General features: G+C 47.5%; 17 protein-coding genes and 2 tRNA genes. 7 read left to right on the top strand and 12 right to left on the bottom strand.

Annotated elements, in window-relative coordinates; translation table 11 throughout:
- The first annotated feature begins 272 nt into the window (after window positions 1–272).
- Complete coding sequence (selD, locus tag HPC38_RS04565; RefSeq protein WP_208120200.1) at window positions 273–1,313, top strand: selenide, water dikinase SelD; 1,041 nt, start codon at window positions 273–275, stop codon at window positions 1,311–1,313.
- A 47-nt stretch (window positions 1,314–1,360) separates the two neighbouring features.
- On the opposite strand, the gene HPC38_RS04560 is transcribed toward selD, so the two are convergent.
- Window positions 1,361–2,170 (bottom strand): 5'-nucleotidase, lipoprotein e(P4) family, encoded by an 810-nt coding sequence (locus HPC38_RS04560; protein WP_208120101.1) that lies wholly within the window; start codon window positions 2,168–2,170, stop codon window positions 1,361–1,363.
- A gap of 151 nt (window positions 2,171–2,321) precedes the next feature.
- Here HPC38_RS04560 and HPC38_RS04555 point away from each other — a divergent pair, with 151 nt between their 5' ends.
- A complete protein-coding gene (locus HPC38_RS04555; protein ID WP_235977633.1) occupies window positions 2,322–3,221 on the top strand; it encodes a Dyp-type peroxidase in 900 nt (299 codons plus the stop codon).
- Window positions 3,222–3,352: 131 nt separating this feature from the next.
- Here the strand turns inward: HPC38_RS04555 and rpsI are convergent, their stop codons facing one another.
- Complete coding sequence (gene rpsI / locus HPC38_RS04550) at window positions 3,353–3,745, bottom strand: 30S ribosomal protein S9 (protein WP_208120100.1); 393 nt, start codon at window positions 3,743–3,745, stop codon at window positions 3,353–3,355.
- Between the two features lie 16 nt (window positions 3,746–3,761).
- The gene (gene rplM, locus HPC38_RS04545; RefSeq protein WP_208120099.1) at window positions 3,762–4,190 is read right to left on the bottom strand and encodes a 50S ribosomal protein L13; all 429 of its coding nucleotides are present in this window, start codon (window positions 4,188–4,190) and stop codon (window positions 3,762–3,764) included.
- A gap of 282 nt (window positions 4,191–4,472) precedes the next feature.
- On the opposite strand from rplM, the gene HPC38_RS04540 reads away from it, so the two are divergent.
- Both HPC38_RS04540 and tehA read left to right on the top strand, forming a co-directional pair.
- Window positions 4,473–4,928, top strand: a complete 456-nt coding sequence (locus tag HPC38_RS04540) for a YhcB family protein (RefSeq protein ID WP_208120098.1) — start codon at window positions 4,473–4,475, stop codon at window positions 4,926–4,928.
- Between the two features lie 157 nt (window positions 4,929–5,085).
- Entirely contained in the window at window positions 5,086–6,033 is a 948-nt protein-coding gene (tehA, locus tag HPC38_RS04535; protein ID WP_235977632.1) for a dicarboxylate transporter/tellurite-resistance protein TehA, read from the top strand.
- 44 nt (window positions 6,034–6,077) lie between these two features.
- Here tehA and HPC38_RS04530 read toward each other — a convergent pair.
- The 3 genes from HPC38_RS04530 to dnaQ form a co-directional block, all read right to left on the bottom strand.
- A tRNA-Asp gene (locus HPC38_RS04530) sits at window positions 6,078–6,154 on the bottom strand.
- Between the two features lie 35 nt (window positions 6,155–6,189).
- A tRNA-Asp gene (locus tag HPC38_RS04525) sits at window positions 6,190–6,266 on the bottom strand.
- Window positions 6,267–6,356: 90 nt separating this feature from the next.
- Window positions 6,357–7,118 (bottom strand): DNA polymerase III subunit epsilon, encoded by a 762-nt coding sequence (gene dnaQ / locus HPC38_RS04520; protein WP_208120097.1) that lies wholly within the window; start codon window positions 7,116–7,118, stop codon window positions 6,357–6,359.
- Window positions 7,119–7,187: 69 nt separating this feature from the next.
- Between dnaQ and rnhA the strand changes: the two genes are divergently transcribed.
- A complete protein-coding gene (rnhA, locus tag HPC38_RS04515) occupies window positions 7,188–7,667 on the top strand; it encodes a ribonuclease HI (protein ID WP_208120096.1) in 480 nt (159 codons plus the stop codon).
- Here the strand turns inward: rnhA and HPC38_RS04510 are convergent.
- Window positions 7,637–8,353 (bottom strand): methyltransferase domain-containing protein, encoded by a 717-nt coding sequence (locus HPC38_RS04510; protein ID WP_208120095.1) that lies wholly within the window; start codon window positions 8,351–8,353, stop codon window positions 7,637–7,639. The two genes, rnhA and HPC38_RS04510, sit on opposite strands and share 31 nt — an antisense overlap.
- A 31-nt stretch (window positions 8,354–8,384) precedes the next feature.
- Here HPC38_RS04510 and gloB point away from each other — a divergent pair, with 31 nt between their 5' ends.
- Entirely contained in the window at window positions 8,385–9,080 is a 696-nt protein-coding gene (gene gloB, locus HPC38_RS04505; protein ID WP_208120094.1) for a hydroxyacylglutathione hydrolase, read from the top strand.
- On the opposite strand, the gene HPC38_RS04500 is transcribed toward gloB, so the two are convergent.
- Window positions 9,077–10,372: an AmpG family muropeptide MFS transporter gene (locus HPC38_RS04500; protein ID WP_208120093.1), complete on the bottom strand. Its 1,296-nt coding sequence runs from the start codon at window positions 10,370–10,372 to the stop codon at window positions 9,077–9,079. The genes gloB and HPC38_RS04500 overlap by 4 nt on opposite strands.
- A 55-nt stretch (window positions 10,373–10,427) precedes the next feature.
- Window positions 10,428–11,444, bottom strand: a complete 1,017-nt coding sequence (galE, locus tag HPC38_RS04495; protein WP_208120092.1) for a UDP-glucose 4-epimerase GalE — start codon at window positions 11,442–11,444, stop codon at window positions 10,428–10,430.
- Between the two features lie 189 nt (window positions 11,445–11,633).
- Between galE and HPC38_RS04490 the strand changes: the two genes are divergently transcribed.
- A complete protein-coding gene (locus tag HPC38_RS04490; RefSeq protein WP_208120091.1) occupies window positions 11,634–12,977 on the top strand; it encodes an NCS2 family permease in 1,344 nt (447 codons plus the stop codon).
- 41 nt (window positions 12,978–13,018) lie between these two features.
- On the opposite strand, the gene tilS is transcribed toward HPC38_RS04490, so the two are convergent.
- Genes tilS through accA form a run of 3 tightly spaced genes read right to left on the bottom strand, consistent with a single transcriptional unit; the run spans window position 13,019 to window position 16,129 of the window.
- Window positions 13,019–14,293 carry a tRNA lysidine(34) synthetase TilS gene (gene tilS, locus HPC38_RS04485; RefSeq protein WP_328805235.1) on the bottom strand — a complete coding sequence of 425 codons (1,275 nt, stop codon included), beginning with the start codon at window positions 14,291–14,293 and terminating at the stop codon, window positions 13,019–13,021.
- 9 nt (window positions 14,294–14,302) lie between these two features.
- Window positions 14,303–15,166, bottom strand: coding sequence for a pyridoxal kinase PdxY (gene pdxY, locus HPC38_RS04480; RefSeq protein ID WP_208120090.1), 864 nt, complete (start codon window positions 15,164–15,166; stop codon window positions 14,303–14,305).
- A 9-nt stretch (window positions 15,167–15,175) separates the two neighbouring features.
- Window positions 15,176–16,129: an acetyl-CoA carboxylase carboxyl transferase subunit alpha gene (accA, locus tag HPC38_RS04475; RefSeq protein ID WP_208120089.1), complete on the bottom strand. Its 954-nt coding sequence runs from the start codon at window positions 16,127–16,129 to the stop codon at window positions 15,176–15,178.
- Window positions 16,130–16,146: the final 17 nt, after the last annotated feature.

Below are 16,146 nucleotides of genomic sequence, written 5' to 3'. Positions count from 1 at the left end.
CTTCAAGACAGTAAAAAATAGGTACACATATTGTGTGCGAATAGGGGTATTTTTTCATAAAATCAGCATAATTTAAATAAAACATTTTTTAAAAAGAGAAAAATTGGTATAACGTGATATATTTTTTAAAATAATGTTTATTTTTTGCACAAATTTGTATAAATCCTAGTATCAAAATACAAAGTGCGGTTGTATGCTATGCTATCTACAGTGAAAATAGAGGTGTTATGAAAAAGACAGAAGAATACGATGAACAACAGTTTAATGATGTGGTGAGCGATGTGATTCGTTTGACACAATATAGCCACGGCGCAGGGTGTGGTTGCAAAATTGCCCCAAAAGTGTTGGATAAAATTTTACACTCAGAAGCAGGTAAATGGTGTGACCCAAATTTGCTGGTAGGTAATGATAGTCGAGATGATGCTGCTGTGTACGACATTGGTAATGGCACAGGGATCATTTCTACAACCGATTTTTTTATGCCTATCGTCGATGATCCATTTACTTTTGGTCGCATTGCTGCAACCAACGCTATTAGCGATATTTATGCCATGGGCGGCAAGCCGATAATGGCGATTGCGATTTTGGGTTTCCCGATTGATAAATTGCCGCCAGAGGTGGCTCGGCGCATTGTTGATGGTGGGCGAACAGCTTGCAAAGAGGCGGGCATTTCGCTTGCTGGTGGGCATAGTATTGACTCGCCAGAGCCGATTTTTGGGCTTGCCGTAACAGGCATCATTGCCACCGATCAAGTCAAGCAAAATAATCAAGCCAAAGCAGGGGATAAGCTGTTTTTAACTAAGCCCCTCGGGATTGGCATATACACCACGGCAGAAAAAAAAGGCAAATTAAAGGCGGAACACAAAGGAAAGGCAGCTGATTTGATGTGTCAAATGAATAAAATTGGTGCTGCATTTGCGCATTTGCCTGGTGTACATGCAATGACTGACGTTACAGGCTTTGGGTTGCTAGGGCATTTAAGCGAAATTTGTCAAGGCTCGAACTTACAGGCAAAAGTGCGGTTTGCAGATGTGCGGTGCTTGCCTGACTTAGATTATTATCTTGAAAAAGGTTGTATTCCTGGCGGTAGCAAACGTAATTTTGATAGCTATGGGCATTTAATTGCGCCAATGACAGAAAAACAACGCGCGATTTTGTGTGATCCACAAACGTCAGGTGGTTTGCTAATTGCAGTGAGCGATGAAGCCGTGGAGGCGGTGAAACAGTTGGCAGCAGAAAGCGGCGTTGCACTTTATGGCATTGGTGAACTGAGCGAATTGTCTGACAACGATGTGATAATTGAGGTTGTTTAAAAAGGAAAGTGCGATCAGGTTAAGACCGCACTTTTGTTTCATACAGATTATTTGCCGTCCCAAGCTTTGAGCGCATCATTGCGTACTTTGAGCTTGCCTTGGCCGTCTTTTTTGAAATAACCTTCAGCTAAACCGCCTTCCCAGTCACCATAATTCGGGTTGGGTAACATGATGAATTTTTTGCCAAATAGGGCTGCGTTTTTGGCGACAAAATCACGACGTTCGCTGTTGGCTTTGTGGTAGGTTGCATCACCAAAGTCATTGAGATTATCACCGACATAGAGCACAATCTCATAGCCCTGTTTTTCAATTTCAGCAAAACGTGCGGATTTAGCGGATTTATCGGTTTTTAATAATAAAGTTTTATCGTTGACCCCCGTGAAACCGAGTTGTTTCATATTGTCCACTGTGCCATCAAGCTCACCTTTGGCTTTGCGGTTGGAAACGTAAAACATGGTGCCGCCGTGGCTATTAACATAGTTAGCAAAAGCCACCGCACCTGGCAAAGCGAGCGCTTGGCGAGCATTGACCCACTGCGTCCATGTTTCTCCGCTAAAACTTTTGCCATTTTTGGCCTGCCATGCAGCATAGGCGCTATTATCGACTAATGTTTCATCTAAATCAGCGACAACAGCTTTTTTCTTGCCTTTGTGGGTTTTGGCTTGGTTAAATGCTACTTTAGCGGTGTTAAACGCCTGATAAGCCAGCGCTTGGTATTCACCTGATTGTTGCATCCAGTTGACCCCCAGCACGCTTTGTTGAGCTAATTGTGCTTCACTGTTGTCAGAATGTGCAGCGCAACCTGTTAATGCAACCAATACAGACAACGACAGCACGCCAAGTTTCCATTGTTTCATACAGCTTCTCCTTGTGATCAATTTTCGTGCATACTCTAGCATAAAAAAACGGCGAGTGAGTGGTAAATATACAAAATTGTGACTAAGCTTTGATTTTTTAATGATGCAATTTGCGGTAGAATAGCCCAATAATAACAACGAAGGAGAAATTATGTCTGCACAAAGCGGAATTTTGTTAGAGCACTGTCGCGCGGGGATTTTTATTGAAGCGCAAGTGCAGGATTTGGCGTTGGTTAAACGCGAATGTTGTACTTTTTTATCGAATATCAGTGAATTGCAGCACCAATATCCTGATGCAGGCTTGGGGGCCGTGTTGGCATTCGGTGACACGATTTGGAAACAAATTGGGCCGGCTGGCTCGGCAGTTGAACTCAAGGCATTCACGCCATTAGGCAAGGGTAATTTGCGTGCACCAGCCACGCAGCGCGATATGATCATTCACATTCAAGCGTTGCGCCAAGATGTCTGTTTTTCAGCAGGGCTAATGGCGATGGCGGTATTTGGTGCGGGTATCACGGTGGAAGAAGAAACGCATGGTTTTCGTTGGGTTGACGAGCGCGATCTCACTGGATTTATTGACGGCACTGAAAATCCTGTGACAGCCGATCGCCCGCGTGTGGCAGTGATTGCTGACGGGCAAGACGCTGGCGGCAGCTATCTTTGTGTACAGCGCTATGAGCATCAACTTGATAAATGGCAAAAGTTAAATGATGCCAAACAAGAAAAAGTGATTGGGCGTACTAAGCCTGACAGTATAGAGTTAGATGATGTGCCCGATACTTCACATGTGGGACGGGTGGATTTGAAGGAAAATGGAGAAGGCTTAAAAATTCTGCGTCAAAGTCTGCCTTATGGCAAGGTCAGCGGCGCCCATGGGCTCTATTTTGCTTCTTATTGCGCGCGGTTGCACAATATTGAGCAGCAGCTGCTGAGTATGTTCGGTGAGCTTGATGGCAAAACCGACCGCATTTTAGGTTTCACCAAAGCGGTCAGTGGCGGGTATTATTACGCGCCATCGGTTGAGCAGCTTGAGGCATTAAGTGGCGAATAACATCAAGTGCGGTTTGAATAAAAGTGCGGTTTGAATAAAAGTGCGGTTGGCTGAGGCGAACCGCACTTTTTGATATTAAAAAACAATAAAAAAGCCGATGGAACATCGGCTTTTTTGGGTAAACGTAAAAATTAACGTTTTGAGAATTGTGGACGACGACGTGCTTTGCGAAGACCCACTTTTTTACGTTCAACGCGACGAGCATCACGTGTCACGAAGCCTGCAGCACGTAGTGCTGGGCGAAGGGTTTCGTCGTATTCCATCAATGCGCGAGTGATACCGTGACGGATAGCACCAGCTTGACCAGAAATACCACCACCTTTGACAGTGATGTAGAGGTCTAACTTATCGGTTAATTCCACTAATTCCAACGGTTGACGTACGATCATGCGTGAAGTTTCACGACCGAAATAAGCGTCAAGTTCACGTTGATTGATAGTGATTTTACCACTGCCCGGTTTGATAAACACGCGGGCTGAAGAGCTTTTGCGGCGGCCTGTGCCGTAGTTTTGATTCTCTGCCATAGTCTTGACCCCGTGATTAAATGTCTAATACTTGTGGTTGCTGTGCGGCATGATTATGCTCAGCGCCAGCATACACTTTCAATTTACGATACATCGCACGACCCAATGGGCCCTTTGGCAACATACCCTTAACTGCGATTTCAATCACACGCTCAGGACGACGTTCGATCATCTCAGCAAAAGTCGCTTGCTTGATTCCACCGATGTGGCCTGTGTGCCAGTAATACATTTTATCGCTGTGTTTTTTGCCAGTAACAGCAACTTTCTCAGCGTTGATTACGATGATGTAATCACCTGTATCGACGTGTGGAGTATATTCAGCTTTGTGTTTACCACGTAAGCGACTTGCGATTTCCGTAGCGAGGCGACCTAATGTTTTACCTGTCGCATCAACCACATACCAGTCACGTTTTACGCTTTCTGGTTTTGCTACAAAAGTTTTCATTAAAAATACCATTTATAAAAATTTAAACCCTATGCTCAAAGAGCACACCTTAAACTGTCAAGCCACCCCTTCGAGTGTTTGTTACAGTCAAAAATTTTACACGGCTGGGAAAACCAATGTAATAACAGGGTCGCAAGATTATACTGAATCTAAAATCAAATTGCGAATTTTTTTCGCAAAAAACGTGCCTTGCGTGGCAAAAATGCGTTTTAGGGTTAGACATCGGGCAAATTCCGATTATAATTCATCTGTTACTGTTTGATTTTATTGCTAGGAGGGATTATGGAGCAACTTACATCCACACAACAGTTATGGCTTATGGGTGTTGGCGGGTTAATTATTGGTTTTGTGATTGCATTTTTTGTCATTCGCATTAGCAGCGGCAATGTGCGCAAACAATTGCAAACGCAATCTGAACTCAAACAAATGCGCCACGAGGTGGACGAGCAAAAAGCCAAACTGGAGACTCACTTTGCTGAAAGTGCAGATTTGATGAAAACCCTTGCGCAGGATTATCAAAAGCTCTACAAACATTTAGCCAGTTCTTCTGTGACTATGTTGGCAGAAGACAAATCAAAAGCGTTATTTAATCAGACCGCACTTTTAGCGCCCGTTGAAGCGAAAACAGTAACAACGCTGGAAGGTGAGGCTGAAAAAATAGCAGAGATTACTACTAGCGAGCCACCGAAAGACTATTCTAAAGGCTCTTCAGGCTTGCTGAAAACAGAACAAAAATGATTTTAACCCAGCGCAAGCTGGGTTTTTTATACCCTACCGCACTTTATTAAGCTTAGACTAAAGCACAAAAAATTAAGCGATTTAGTCAATCATTATGGTTGATAGCGTTGCTATACTAGGCTCTCATAATGTAACAAATGCACGAAGGATAAAAATAATGCAAAAAAAACTCTTAACTTTGCCGATTAGCTATTTCAGCATTACTTTAGGATTATTTGCCATCGGCCTTGGCTGGCGACAATATGAGGCGATGCAAGGACTTGAAAGTGCGGTTTCAAGTGCGATATTGATGGCCTCCAACAGCATTTGGCTGCTGTTTGTGCTGTTTTATGTGGCCAAATTTATGTTCAACTTTGCTCAGGTGAAAACGGAATTTTTAAATCAAGTGCAGTGCTGTTTTTTCAGCCTGATTCCGATAACACTGATGCTGTTCAGCCTCAGCATTAAACCGCACTTTCAAGCACTGGCAGGTGTACTGATTGGCGTTGGCACACTGGCGCAACTTGTGTTTTCTGCTTACCGTTCAGCTGGCCTTTGGCGTGGTGGGCACCCAGTTGAGGCCACCACGCCGATTTTGTATTTGCCTACCGTAGCGGCTAATTTCGTGAGTGCTATCGCATTGAAATCACTGGATTTGCCTAATTATGCGATGTTATTTTTTGGTATGGGAATGATCTCTTGGCTCACTCTCGAGCCTGCTATTTTGCAACGCCTGCGCAATGCAACGCCTATCGCAGAAGCCACGCGCCCGATTTTAAGCATTCAACTCGCCCCTGCGTTTGTGGCGGTGAATACTTATTTGCACATCGTTGATGGCAAACTGGATTATTTTGCGCTTGCGCTCATCGGATATGGGCTATTGCAATTGCTCTTTTTGCTGCGCTTGTTGCCGTGGATTGTGCAAAATAGCTTTAAAATTTCGTTTTGGGGCTTTTCATTCGGCTTGGCCTCCATGGCCACGGCGGGGGTGTATCTCATGGGCTCGCCTGAATGGGGCATGGACACCTTAGGTTATGTGTTCTTTGTGTTTGGCTCGGCGTGCATCGCGCTTTTAGTGCTCGGCACCTTGGTGCAGCTGCTGCGGGGCAAATTCTTCCCCGCCTAATGTAGGCATAAAAAAACGCACAGCGATTGACTGTGCGTGTTAAATGGCGGAATGGACGGGACTCGAACCCGCGACCCCCTGCGTGACAGGCAGGTATTCTAACCAGCTGAACTACCACTCCTAAATTAGATGACTACTCACGTTGAGTGAAAAAGTTGGCGGAATGGACGGGACTCGAACCCGCGACCCCCTGCGTGACAGGCAGGTATTCTAACCAGCTGAACTACCACTCCGCGCTAAAGTGGGGGCATAATATAAGGGTTGAGCGATTCAGTCAACCCTTTTTTGACAATTCTTTTTTATTTGCTTAATCCATAGCCGAATTAGTGCACGCGTTTTTGCCACAGGCAGTTGTCGCCACTTTTTTTGTTAATCAGCTTCATATATTCCTCGTGGGCAGCACGTTCCTCATGGCTTGGCTCTAGCACCCGCAAATTGGCCACCACCTGCTTCGATAGCTTGACCGCACTTTGCCCCGCGCCACCTCGTTGGGCGGATTGCTCGTCTTCAAACAAAGTAAATTGCCCGCCAGTCATTTTCAAATAGACATCGGCGAGAATCTCGGCATCGAGTAACGCGCCGTGCAACGTGCGGTTGCTGTTGTCGATGTTTAGGCGATCGCACAAGGCATCCAAATTATTGCGCTTGCTAGGGTATTTTTTCTTCGCCATTGTTAGGCTGTCGGTGACCACGCAAAGATCGGCAATTTTTTGTGCTTGAATTGGCTTGACCGCACTTTTACTGAATTCATAGTCTAAAAAGCCGACGTCAAACGGCGCATTGTGAATAATGAGTTCGCTGTCGCGGATAAATTCAATAAAGTCTTGTGCGATTTGGTCAAAATCAGGCTTGTCGGCGAGCATTTCATCGGTGATGCCGTGCACGGCGACCGCCTCTGGGTCAACACTGCGATCAGGCTTGATATACACATGAAAGGTGCGCCCCGTTAGGCGGCGGTTGATCATTTCCACCGCACCAATTTCAATTACACGATGCCCCTCAAAGTGCGGTTTACCTGCTTCGGTGTTCATTCCTGTGGTTTCCGTATCCAGCACCACTTGCCGTGTTGGGGTTATGGCAGTCATAATGTTCCTTATCCGCTAGGGATTTTGACAATTTTAAGGTATTCTTGCGTGGTTAAGGAGTTTATCACAGTGACAGATAAGATTGAAATATTCACCGATGGATCCTGTTTGGGTAACCCTGGTCCTGGCGGCATAGGCGTGTTGTTACGTTATAAACAGCACGAAAAAACGATTTCGCAAGGGTTTATGTGTTCTACTAATAATCGCATGGAGCTTTTGGCGGTGATTGTGGCACTCGAATCGCTTAAGCGGGCGTGTCATGTGGTGCTTTACAGTGACAGCCAATACATGAAAAATGGCATTAATCAGTGGATTCACAACTGGAAACGTAATAATTGGCGCACGAGCGCGAAGCAGCCAGTGAAAAATAAGGATTTATGGCAGCGATTAGATATCGCTATTGCGCGCCATCAAATTGAATGGCAGTGGGTGAAAGGGCACGCGGGGCACACCGAAAATGAACGGGTGGACGCGTTGGCTCGGCAAGGTGCTGAAAACCCAACACAGCGTGATGAAGGTTACGTTGAGGTGTGCGAAGAAGCACTTTGACGGGAGGTCAGCGCGGCACTTGGTTGCAACAGGGGCTGGCGAAACCGCACTTTTTCGGTATTCAAGGTTGGCGATAGCACCGTTTTGCGCGCAACAATGACGCGCAAGTGATTGCCTGAAAGTAGGGATAGGCGTGCGAGAGAGGCTTGTTCGATGATTTCAAAGCCTAACAAATCCAGCCAGTCGATCACACGCCAAAGAATAAACTGGCGAAAAGGCAAAGTGCGGTCGTGCCTGTGTTGATCTTGAAAATGGCGTTTGCATACAAGAGTGCTGCATGGGTTGAAAAGCGACAGAAAAAGATAGCCGTCATCGCAGAGCACACGGTTGACCTCACGCAGCACTTGGTGCGGGTCAGGGCTGAAATTTAAGGTGTTGATAAGCCAGCAGTTATCCACACAGTTTTCCACTAACGGCAGGTGATGGAGATCTGCTTGTAGGAGCACACGAGCTGGGTTGTGAGTGAAGTGCGCAGGATCGGGGCTGAGTTGTAAATGAATGTTTTGTGTATCAGGCGCGATAATTTCACCACTGAGATTGCCGAGAAATGCGTGAGACAACCCTTTGCGCTTATTCGCCCACGGCATGAAAAATGCGCTCAATGCCTGACAATAGCGTTCGCCTTGTTTGAGTTGTTGCCAGCTGTATGGCTGACGAAGTGGCATGCTGGATTTAGCGCGCCGCATAGCATTCTCCCAATAGTGAAGGACATATATTATGTTGATACCATTAAATGCGTTAAATGACAACTATATTTGGCTTTATCAAAGCCATCAGCGTGGCGTGTTGATTATTGATCCTGCTGAAACACAACCTGTGTTGGATTATCTCAGCGCGCGCACTATTGAACCTGTAGCCATTTTGATTACGCACAATCATGGCGATCACACGGGCGGCATTGATGGCATTTTAAGCCAATACCCCACATTGCCTGTGTATGCGCCCGAAGAGGTGCAAGGTGGTTTTCATTGTGTTGTACCAGATAGCACGTTGACCATAGGTGGTTATACGGTGGCGGTAATCCCAACGTTTGGGCATACGGCTGGCCATGTCAGCTATTTTATAGAAGGGCACTTGTTTTGTGGCGACAGCTTGTTCTCTGCAGGTTGCGGGCGGGTATTCACAGGCGATTATGCGGCGATGTTTGCAGGCTTGCAGCGGCTCAATGACTTGCCAGCAGAGACGATCATCTGCCCTGCCCATGAATACACGTTGGCAAATTTACGCTTCGCGCAGGCGGTTAAGCCAAGTGCGGTAATCACAGAGGCTATGGCACGCGTTGAAAAATTGCGCGCGCAAGGCAAGCCATCATTGCCGAGCACACTGGCGCAAGAGCGTAAAATTAATCCATTTTTACAAGCGCAAACAGTGGCGCAATTTACGCAACTGCGCCAAGCGAAAGATAATTTTTAAACCGCACTTTTATTTGGATCGCGCGTTTTGTCGTTCCAAGGTGCTGCCCACATCAGGCAAAGCATGCCAGGAATGGCGATGGCGAAGCAGAACCAAAAGTAGTGATAGTAGCCAAAAAATTCAATTAAAGCGCCTGCAAAGGAGTTGAAAATGGTGCGCGGCAGGGCGGCTAGGCTGGTCATCAAGGCAAGCTGTGTGGCGGTGTAAAGCGGATTGGTTTCGCGCGCCATAAACGCCACAAAGGCGGCGGTACCGAGCCCAATGCCAATGTATTCGGCCGCTACCACAATGGTTAAAGCGACCAACGCTTTCGTGTCCACCACGTCAAAATGCCCGAAAGATGCCAGCCACGCAAAGCCTAAAATAGTGACAATTTGCACCAGCCCAAACAGCCACAGCGCACGGTTAATGCCAATTTTGAGCATAATCACGCCGCCAGCAATGCCCGCGAGCAACATCGGCCAAACGGAAGCATTTTTCACCACCAGTCCAATTTGGGTTTTACTAAAGCCCATATCATAATAAAACGGCGTGATCAGTGCGGTGGCCATCGTGTCGCCAATTTTATACAAAAAGATAAACAGCAAAATGCCCAGCGCTGAGAGGACGCCTTTGCGGGTGAAAAATTCGTTGAAAGGCTCAAGCACCATCGCGCGCAAAGTACGGTTGCGCCCAAGCTCAATTTTTGGCTCAAACGCTAAAAATAAGGTCATTAAAATGCCAGGCAACATGAAAAGTGCGGTGATCATAAACACGCTGCGCCACGGCAGAATGTCGGCTAAGATCAAGGATAATGAACCAGGAACAAAGCCTGCAATGCGATAAGCATTCACACTCAAAGAGTTGCCCAAGCCCAGCTCTGCATCAGGCAGGATTTCACGCCGATAAGCATCAATGACAATATCTTGCGTTGCGGAAAAAAACGCCACCAGTGTGGCAAGAGCGGCAATCAGTGAAAGCTGGCTGTGTTCTTTCGGGTCAAGAAAGCCAAAAAGACCAAGTGAGACGATTAACAACACTTGTGAAATCAGCATCCAGCCGCGCCGACGACCAAGAAAGGGAGGGACATAGCGGTCGAGTATCGGCGACCAGAGAAATTTCCAAATATACGGCAATCCAGTGAGAGCAAAAAAACCGATGGTTTTCAAATCCACTTCTTGGGTGCGCAACCACAGCGGAATCAGCGAGATAATGATATACAGTGGCAGGCCAGAGCTGAATCCCACAAAAAGGCAGATCAGCATTCGGCGGGTGAAAATCTGTTGCATTAAGGTTGGCGTTTGCGCGCTCATGAAAAGTCCTCAAACAAACCGCACTTTGTATTTGTATCAAAAGTGCGGTTTAGGGTTAGTCGTTGTAGCCGTTCGGGTTATTTTTTTGCCAATTCCACGTGTCTTGCATCATCTGCTCAAGGCTAAACTGTGTTTTCCAGCCCAGTTCACGCGCGGCGCGGCTTGGGTCGGAATAGCATGTGGCGATGTCGCCTGGGCGGCGTGGCACAATGCAGTATGGAATTTTGATCTGATTAGCATTTTCAAAGGCATGCACCATATCCAGTACGGAGTAGCCTTGCCCTGTGCCCAAATTATAAATATGCAAACCGCTGTCATCTTGGTGGCGATCCAGCGCTTTCAAGTGCCCGAGCGCAAGATCAACCACGTGGATGTAGTCGCGCACCCCTGTGCCGTCTGGCGTGTTGTAATCATTGCCGAAAATCGACAGCTCTTTGAGTTTGCCAATCGCTACTTGGCTGATATACGGCAGCAAGTTGTTTGGAATGCCGTTTGGATCTTCCCCGATTTGGCCACTTGGGTGCGCCCCCACTGGGTTAAAATAACGCAATAAGGTCACGCTCCAGCGTGGATCGGAGGCGACTACGTCGGTTAAAATGCGCTCAACCATAAATTTTGATGTGCCGTACGGGTTAGTGGTGCCTCCCACAGGGCAATTTTCGGTAATCGGCACGGTTTGCGGATCGCCATACACGGTGGCAGATGAGCTAAACACAAGAGTGAACACGCCTGCATTGCGCATTTCATCGATCAAATTCAGCGTGCCTTCAACATTATTGCGATAGTATTCGATCGGTTTTTGTACGCTTTCTCCCACCGCTTTAAGCCCTGCAAAATGAATAACCGCCGAGATTGCATATTGCTTGAAAATATTTTGCAAGGCGTCGCTATCATTGATGTCGGCGACACAAAATGGAATGGTTTTGCCGCTGAGTTGCGCAACACGTTCAATGGATTTAGCGCTAGAATTGGAAAGATTATCAAGCACGACAACCTCTTGACCTGCGTTTAATAACTCTAGCACTGTATGAGAACCAATGTAGCCTGCGCCACCTGTAACTAAAATTGCCATAATTTAATCCTCTGAAAATAATTCGCTTTAGTTTATAGCGTTTTGCTGTAAATTGCATTGCTCAACGTCACAAAAAAAGCATCAATTAAAACAAAAAACACTGTTGCAAAAATTTTGAATAAGCTGATGGATTATTAATCCAGCATTGAGTAAAATAGCACCGCACTTTTTCTAACCAAAGGAACTTTTATGAATGCTCAAACTCCATCGAGCGAGCGCGGTTGGCTCGACAAACATTTCTCTTTGTCATCTCGCGGCAGCAATGTCCGCCAAGAGGTGATTGCGGGTTTAACCACCTTTTTGGCAATGGTTTATTCTGTGATCGTGGTGCCCAATATGCTTAGCGCCGCAGGTTTTCCACCCGAATCCGTTTTTATCGCAACCTGCTTGGTTGCAGGCCTAGGTTCGATTTTAATAGGTTTTTGGGCCAATGCACCGATGGCGATTGGCTGTGCCATTTCGCTTACGGCGTTTACCGCATTTAGTTTAGTGCTCGGCCAGCAGGTGAGTATTCCTGTTGCGCTTGGTGCGGTATTTTTAATGGGGGTGGTGTTCACCTTGATTAGTGTGACAGGTATTCGCAGTTGGATTTTGCGCAACCTGCCAAGTGCGATTGCTAACGGTGCAGGCATAGGTATCGGGCTATTTTTGTTGTTGATCGCTGCCAATGGTGTGGGCTTAGTGATTAAAAATGATGCAGGCCTGCCAGTTAAAATGGGGGATTTTACCTCGTTTCCTGTAATGATGGCGTTGCTTGGTTTAGCGGTCACTATTGGGCTTGAAAAGCTAAAAGTAAAAGGCGGTATTTTATTGGTAATTATCGCTATTACCATCATCGGCTTAGTAGCCGACCCTGCCGTCACCTTTAACGGTGAAATCTTTAAACAGCCCTCATTTGGTGAACATTCGTTAGTGATGGAGTTGGATATTTTAGGCGCGCTGCAACCCGCCATTTTACCCGTGGTGTTTGCGCTGGTGATGACCGCTGTATTTGATGCCACAGGTACTATCCGCGCGGTGGCTGGTCAAGGTAATTTGCTTGACAAACAAGGGCAAATCATTAACGGCGGCAAAGCGCTGACTTCAGACTCCGTAAGCAGTGTGCTTTCAGGTTTCTTAGGCACTGCACCTGCAGCTGTGTATATTGAATCCGCCGCAGGCACCGCAGCAGGGGGCAAAACAGGCATCACGGCGATTGTGGTGGGCGTGCTATTCCTGTTAATGATCTTTTTCCAACCACTGGCATTTATTGTGCCTGCTTATGCTACCGCGCCTGCGTTGATGTACGTTGGTCTGTTGATGTTAAGCAACGTGTCAAAATTGGATTTTAATGATTTTGTTGGTGCGATGAGCGGCTTAATTTGCGCCGTCTTTATCGTGTTGACTGCCAACATCGTCACTGGCATTATGCTCGGCTTTGCTAGCCTCGTGATTGGGCGCATTGTGTCGGGCGAATTTAAAAAGCTCAATGTCGGCACCGTGATCATCGCCATCGCGTTGGTTGCATTTTATGCTGGGCACTGGGCGATTTAACCGCACTTTGACGTTGAAAATCCGCCCTTGTGGCGGATTTTTTATATCTGTACGTTGAACACCCCAAGGGCGGCAATCAGTTTGTCGTCAATAAAAATCAACGGCGTGCGTGTGCGTTGCCAAGGTGGAATGGCCCATTTTTGCCACAGTTTTTTGATGTCTGTATTGCAAGTATTCGGGCGCAACCGCACTTTGCCACTGTAATCAAACCGCACTTGCACACGATCAGTCACAACAGGCAGGGAAAAAGTGCGGTCATTCCAGCGAAGCGTTCCTTGAATTAACATCAATTGCCCAAGCCCGTCAGGCAGCGTGAGGCTTTGCCTGTCTTGCAGCCAGCCTTGCCAGTGTCGAGTGGGGGCAAAGTGCGGTGTCAGATACAGCCGACCTTGAAAACGCCGCACCACCATTTCACCGATGCTCACCTGCGGGCACGCGTCGCATTTCGCACCAACCACACTTTCAAGCACCGCAGCCAGCTGTTTTTGGCTCGGCGGTGTGGGCAGAAAATATGCAAGCCAGTGACGCAGCAACGCCTGTTGTAACGCAGGGGAGAGTGTGCTCAATGGCGCAGTAGCAAAACTGCCATCATCAGGATTAAAATGCGGTGTAAAGTGCGGTTGCAACAGTTCACACAACAACGTATGCTGCTGCGCGCACAGCTCGGCACTTTGGGCGATCATGCGGTCAATCTGCCTCCAGCGCTGACGTAGTGGCGGCAAAACCGTATGCCTAAGAAAGTTGCGATCAAAACGTGTGTCAGTGTTGCTTTCATCCTCCACCCACGCCACGTTGTGCGCTTGCACAAAGGCAAGCAGGCTATCGCGCGTTTGCGTCAGCAGTGGGCGAAAATGCACCATCTCGTCACAGAGTTTCAGCACGGGCATGGCGCTTAAGCCTTGCAGGCCGCTGCCACGCTTAAGCGCGAGCAAAAAGGTTTCGCTTTGATCTTGGGCGTGATGCGCGGTGACAAGATATTCATTAGGGAGGCATAACCGACGAAACGTGGCGTAACGCGCCACTCTGGCGTGTGCTTCAATATTTTGTGAGTTGACGTGCACTCGCTCAAGAATCAGCGGTACGCTGAGTTGTTTACATACGCTTTGGCAGTGTTCAGCCCATGCGTCGGCCTGTGGGCTTAAACCATGGTGGATATGCACTGCGCGCAGCTGAATGTGAGGGTGTTGGCGTTTAAATTGGGCGAACAACAGCAAAAGTGCGGTTGAATCCAGCCCGCCACTGAAAGCGAGCAGGAAACGCATTTGCCGTGGAGCATAGCGTGCGAGTGTGGCACAAAAGTTGGAATACAGCGCCACAGCTAGACCTTAGGCGATTTTCTCAGCGCGGTAGTTGCTTTGCGGCTGCATAATTTCACGCCGTGCTGCGACAATTTGCAATTCATATTTGCCCGCACGCTGGGTGGCGCTCATCACATCATTGACGGCATTGGCGGTGTGTTCAAAGGCACTGACATCATCCATGCCGTTAAGCAAGTTGGCCAAAAACACGCCACTGGTCAAATCCCCCACGCCGACAGGCTCACGCGCGACAAACTCATGCAACGGGCGGCTGATGTGCCAAATACCCGCGTGTGTTGCGAGGATCATCTCAAATTTGGAACTGTCTTTGCCGACTTTGCTTAAGTGCTTCACCAGCACTTTTTTCACCCCACGGTTGATCAAGTGCTCAATGGCGTTGAGCGCACCGCTGAAATTTTCAACGGTTAAGCCAGTTAGCTCACGCAATTCAATTAAATTTGGCGCAAGAATATCCGCCTGCGCTACGGCGTCATGAATTAAAAATTCGGCAACCCCTGGGGCGACAATGCAGCCTTTGTCTGGGTGCCCCATCACGGGGTCACAAAAATAGAGCGCATTGGGATTCAGCGCTTTAACACGCTGCACGGTGTTTAATATTTCTTGGCCTTGTTCTGCTGCGCCAATGTAGCCTGAAAGCACCGCGTCGCACTCGTGTAGGGCGTCAATTTCTGCGATGCCTTGTGTGATCTCCGCGATCTGTTCTTTGGGGATCACCATGCCTTTCCATTTTTGGTATTGGGTATGGTTGGAAAATTGCACGGTATTTAACGGCCACACATCCACGCCTAATAACTGCATTGGCAGCGCGGCGGCTTTGTTGCCCGCATAGCCATAAACCACATGGGATTGAATCGATAACACATTTTTCATGGATGTACCTTAGCAGTAGCCATAGCTCATCAACCGCTCATAGCGTCGAGTGAGCAGCGCATCGCTGTCTAGGGTGCTTAATTCATTGAGATCAGCAACAATGCGGGCTTTCAGCTGTTGCGCCATCGCTGGCACATCACGATGGGCGCCACCTAGTGGCTCTTTAATAATATTGTCAATGAGTTTAAGCTCTTTTAAGCGTTTAGCTGTAATGCCCATTGCTTCAGCGGCCAGTGGCGCTTTTTCCGCACTTTTCCATAAAATAGATGCACAGCCTTCAGGCGAGATGACGGAATAGGTGCTGTATTGCAGCATATTGACTTTATCTCCCACACCAATGGCCAGCGCACCACCTGAGCCGCCTTCGCCAATTACTGTACACACCACGGGGACTTTTAAGGTTGACATCTCACGTAAATTGCGTGCAATAGCCTCAGATTGGCCGCGCTCTTCTGCGCCCACACCAGGGTAGGCACCTGGGGTGTCGATAAAGGTGATGATCGGCATGTTAAAACGCTCAGCCAATTGCATCAAGCGCAGCGCCTTGCGGTAACCTTCAGGTGCAGGCATACCAAAATTACGATAAACTTTTTCCTTCACGCTGCGTCCTTTTTGATGACCAATCACCATCACAGGCTTGCCATCAAGGCGAGCAATGCCCCCAACAATGGCTTTATCGTCTGCAAAAGCGCGATCTCCTGCAAGCTCTTCAAATTCGGTGAAAATTTCACTGATGTAATCGAGCGTGTGAGGGCGCTGTGGGTGGCGCGCCATTTTAGACACTTGCCATGGGTCAAGATTGGCAAAGGTTTTTTTGGTCAGTTCTTCGCTTTTCTTGCGTAAGCGTTTGATTTCATCATCAAGATTGATTTTGTCATCTTCGTGAGTGACCGCGCGCAACGACTCAATTTTGGCCTCTAATTCGGCGATCGGTAATTCAAAATCTAAAAATTCTTGGCTCATCATATATCCTTAAATCA

This window comes from Spirabiliibacterium pneumoniae (assembly GCF_014884995.1).
In the GTDB taxonomy this organism is placed as follows: Bacteria; Pseudomonadota; Gammaproteobacteria; order Enterobacterales; family Pasteurellaceae; genus Spirabiliibacterium; species Spirabiliibacterium pneumoniae.
The sequence above is the reverse complement of the archived record's forward strand: the minus strand, read 5'-3'. Positions and strand labels throughout refer to the sequence as shown.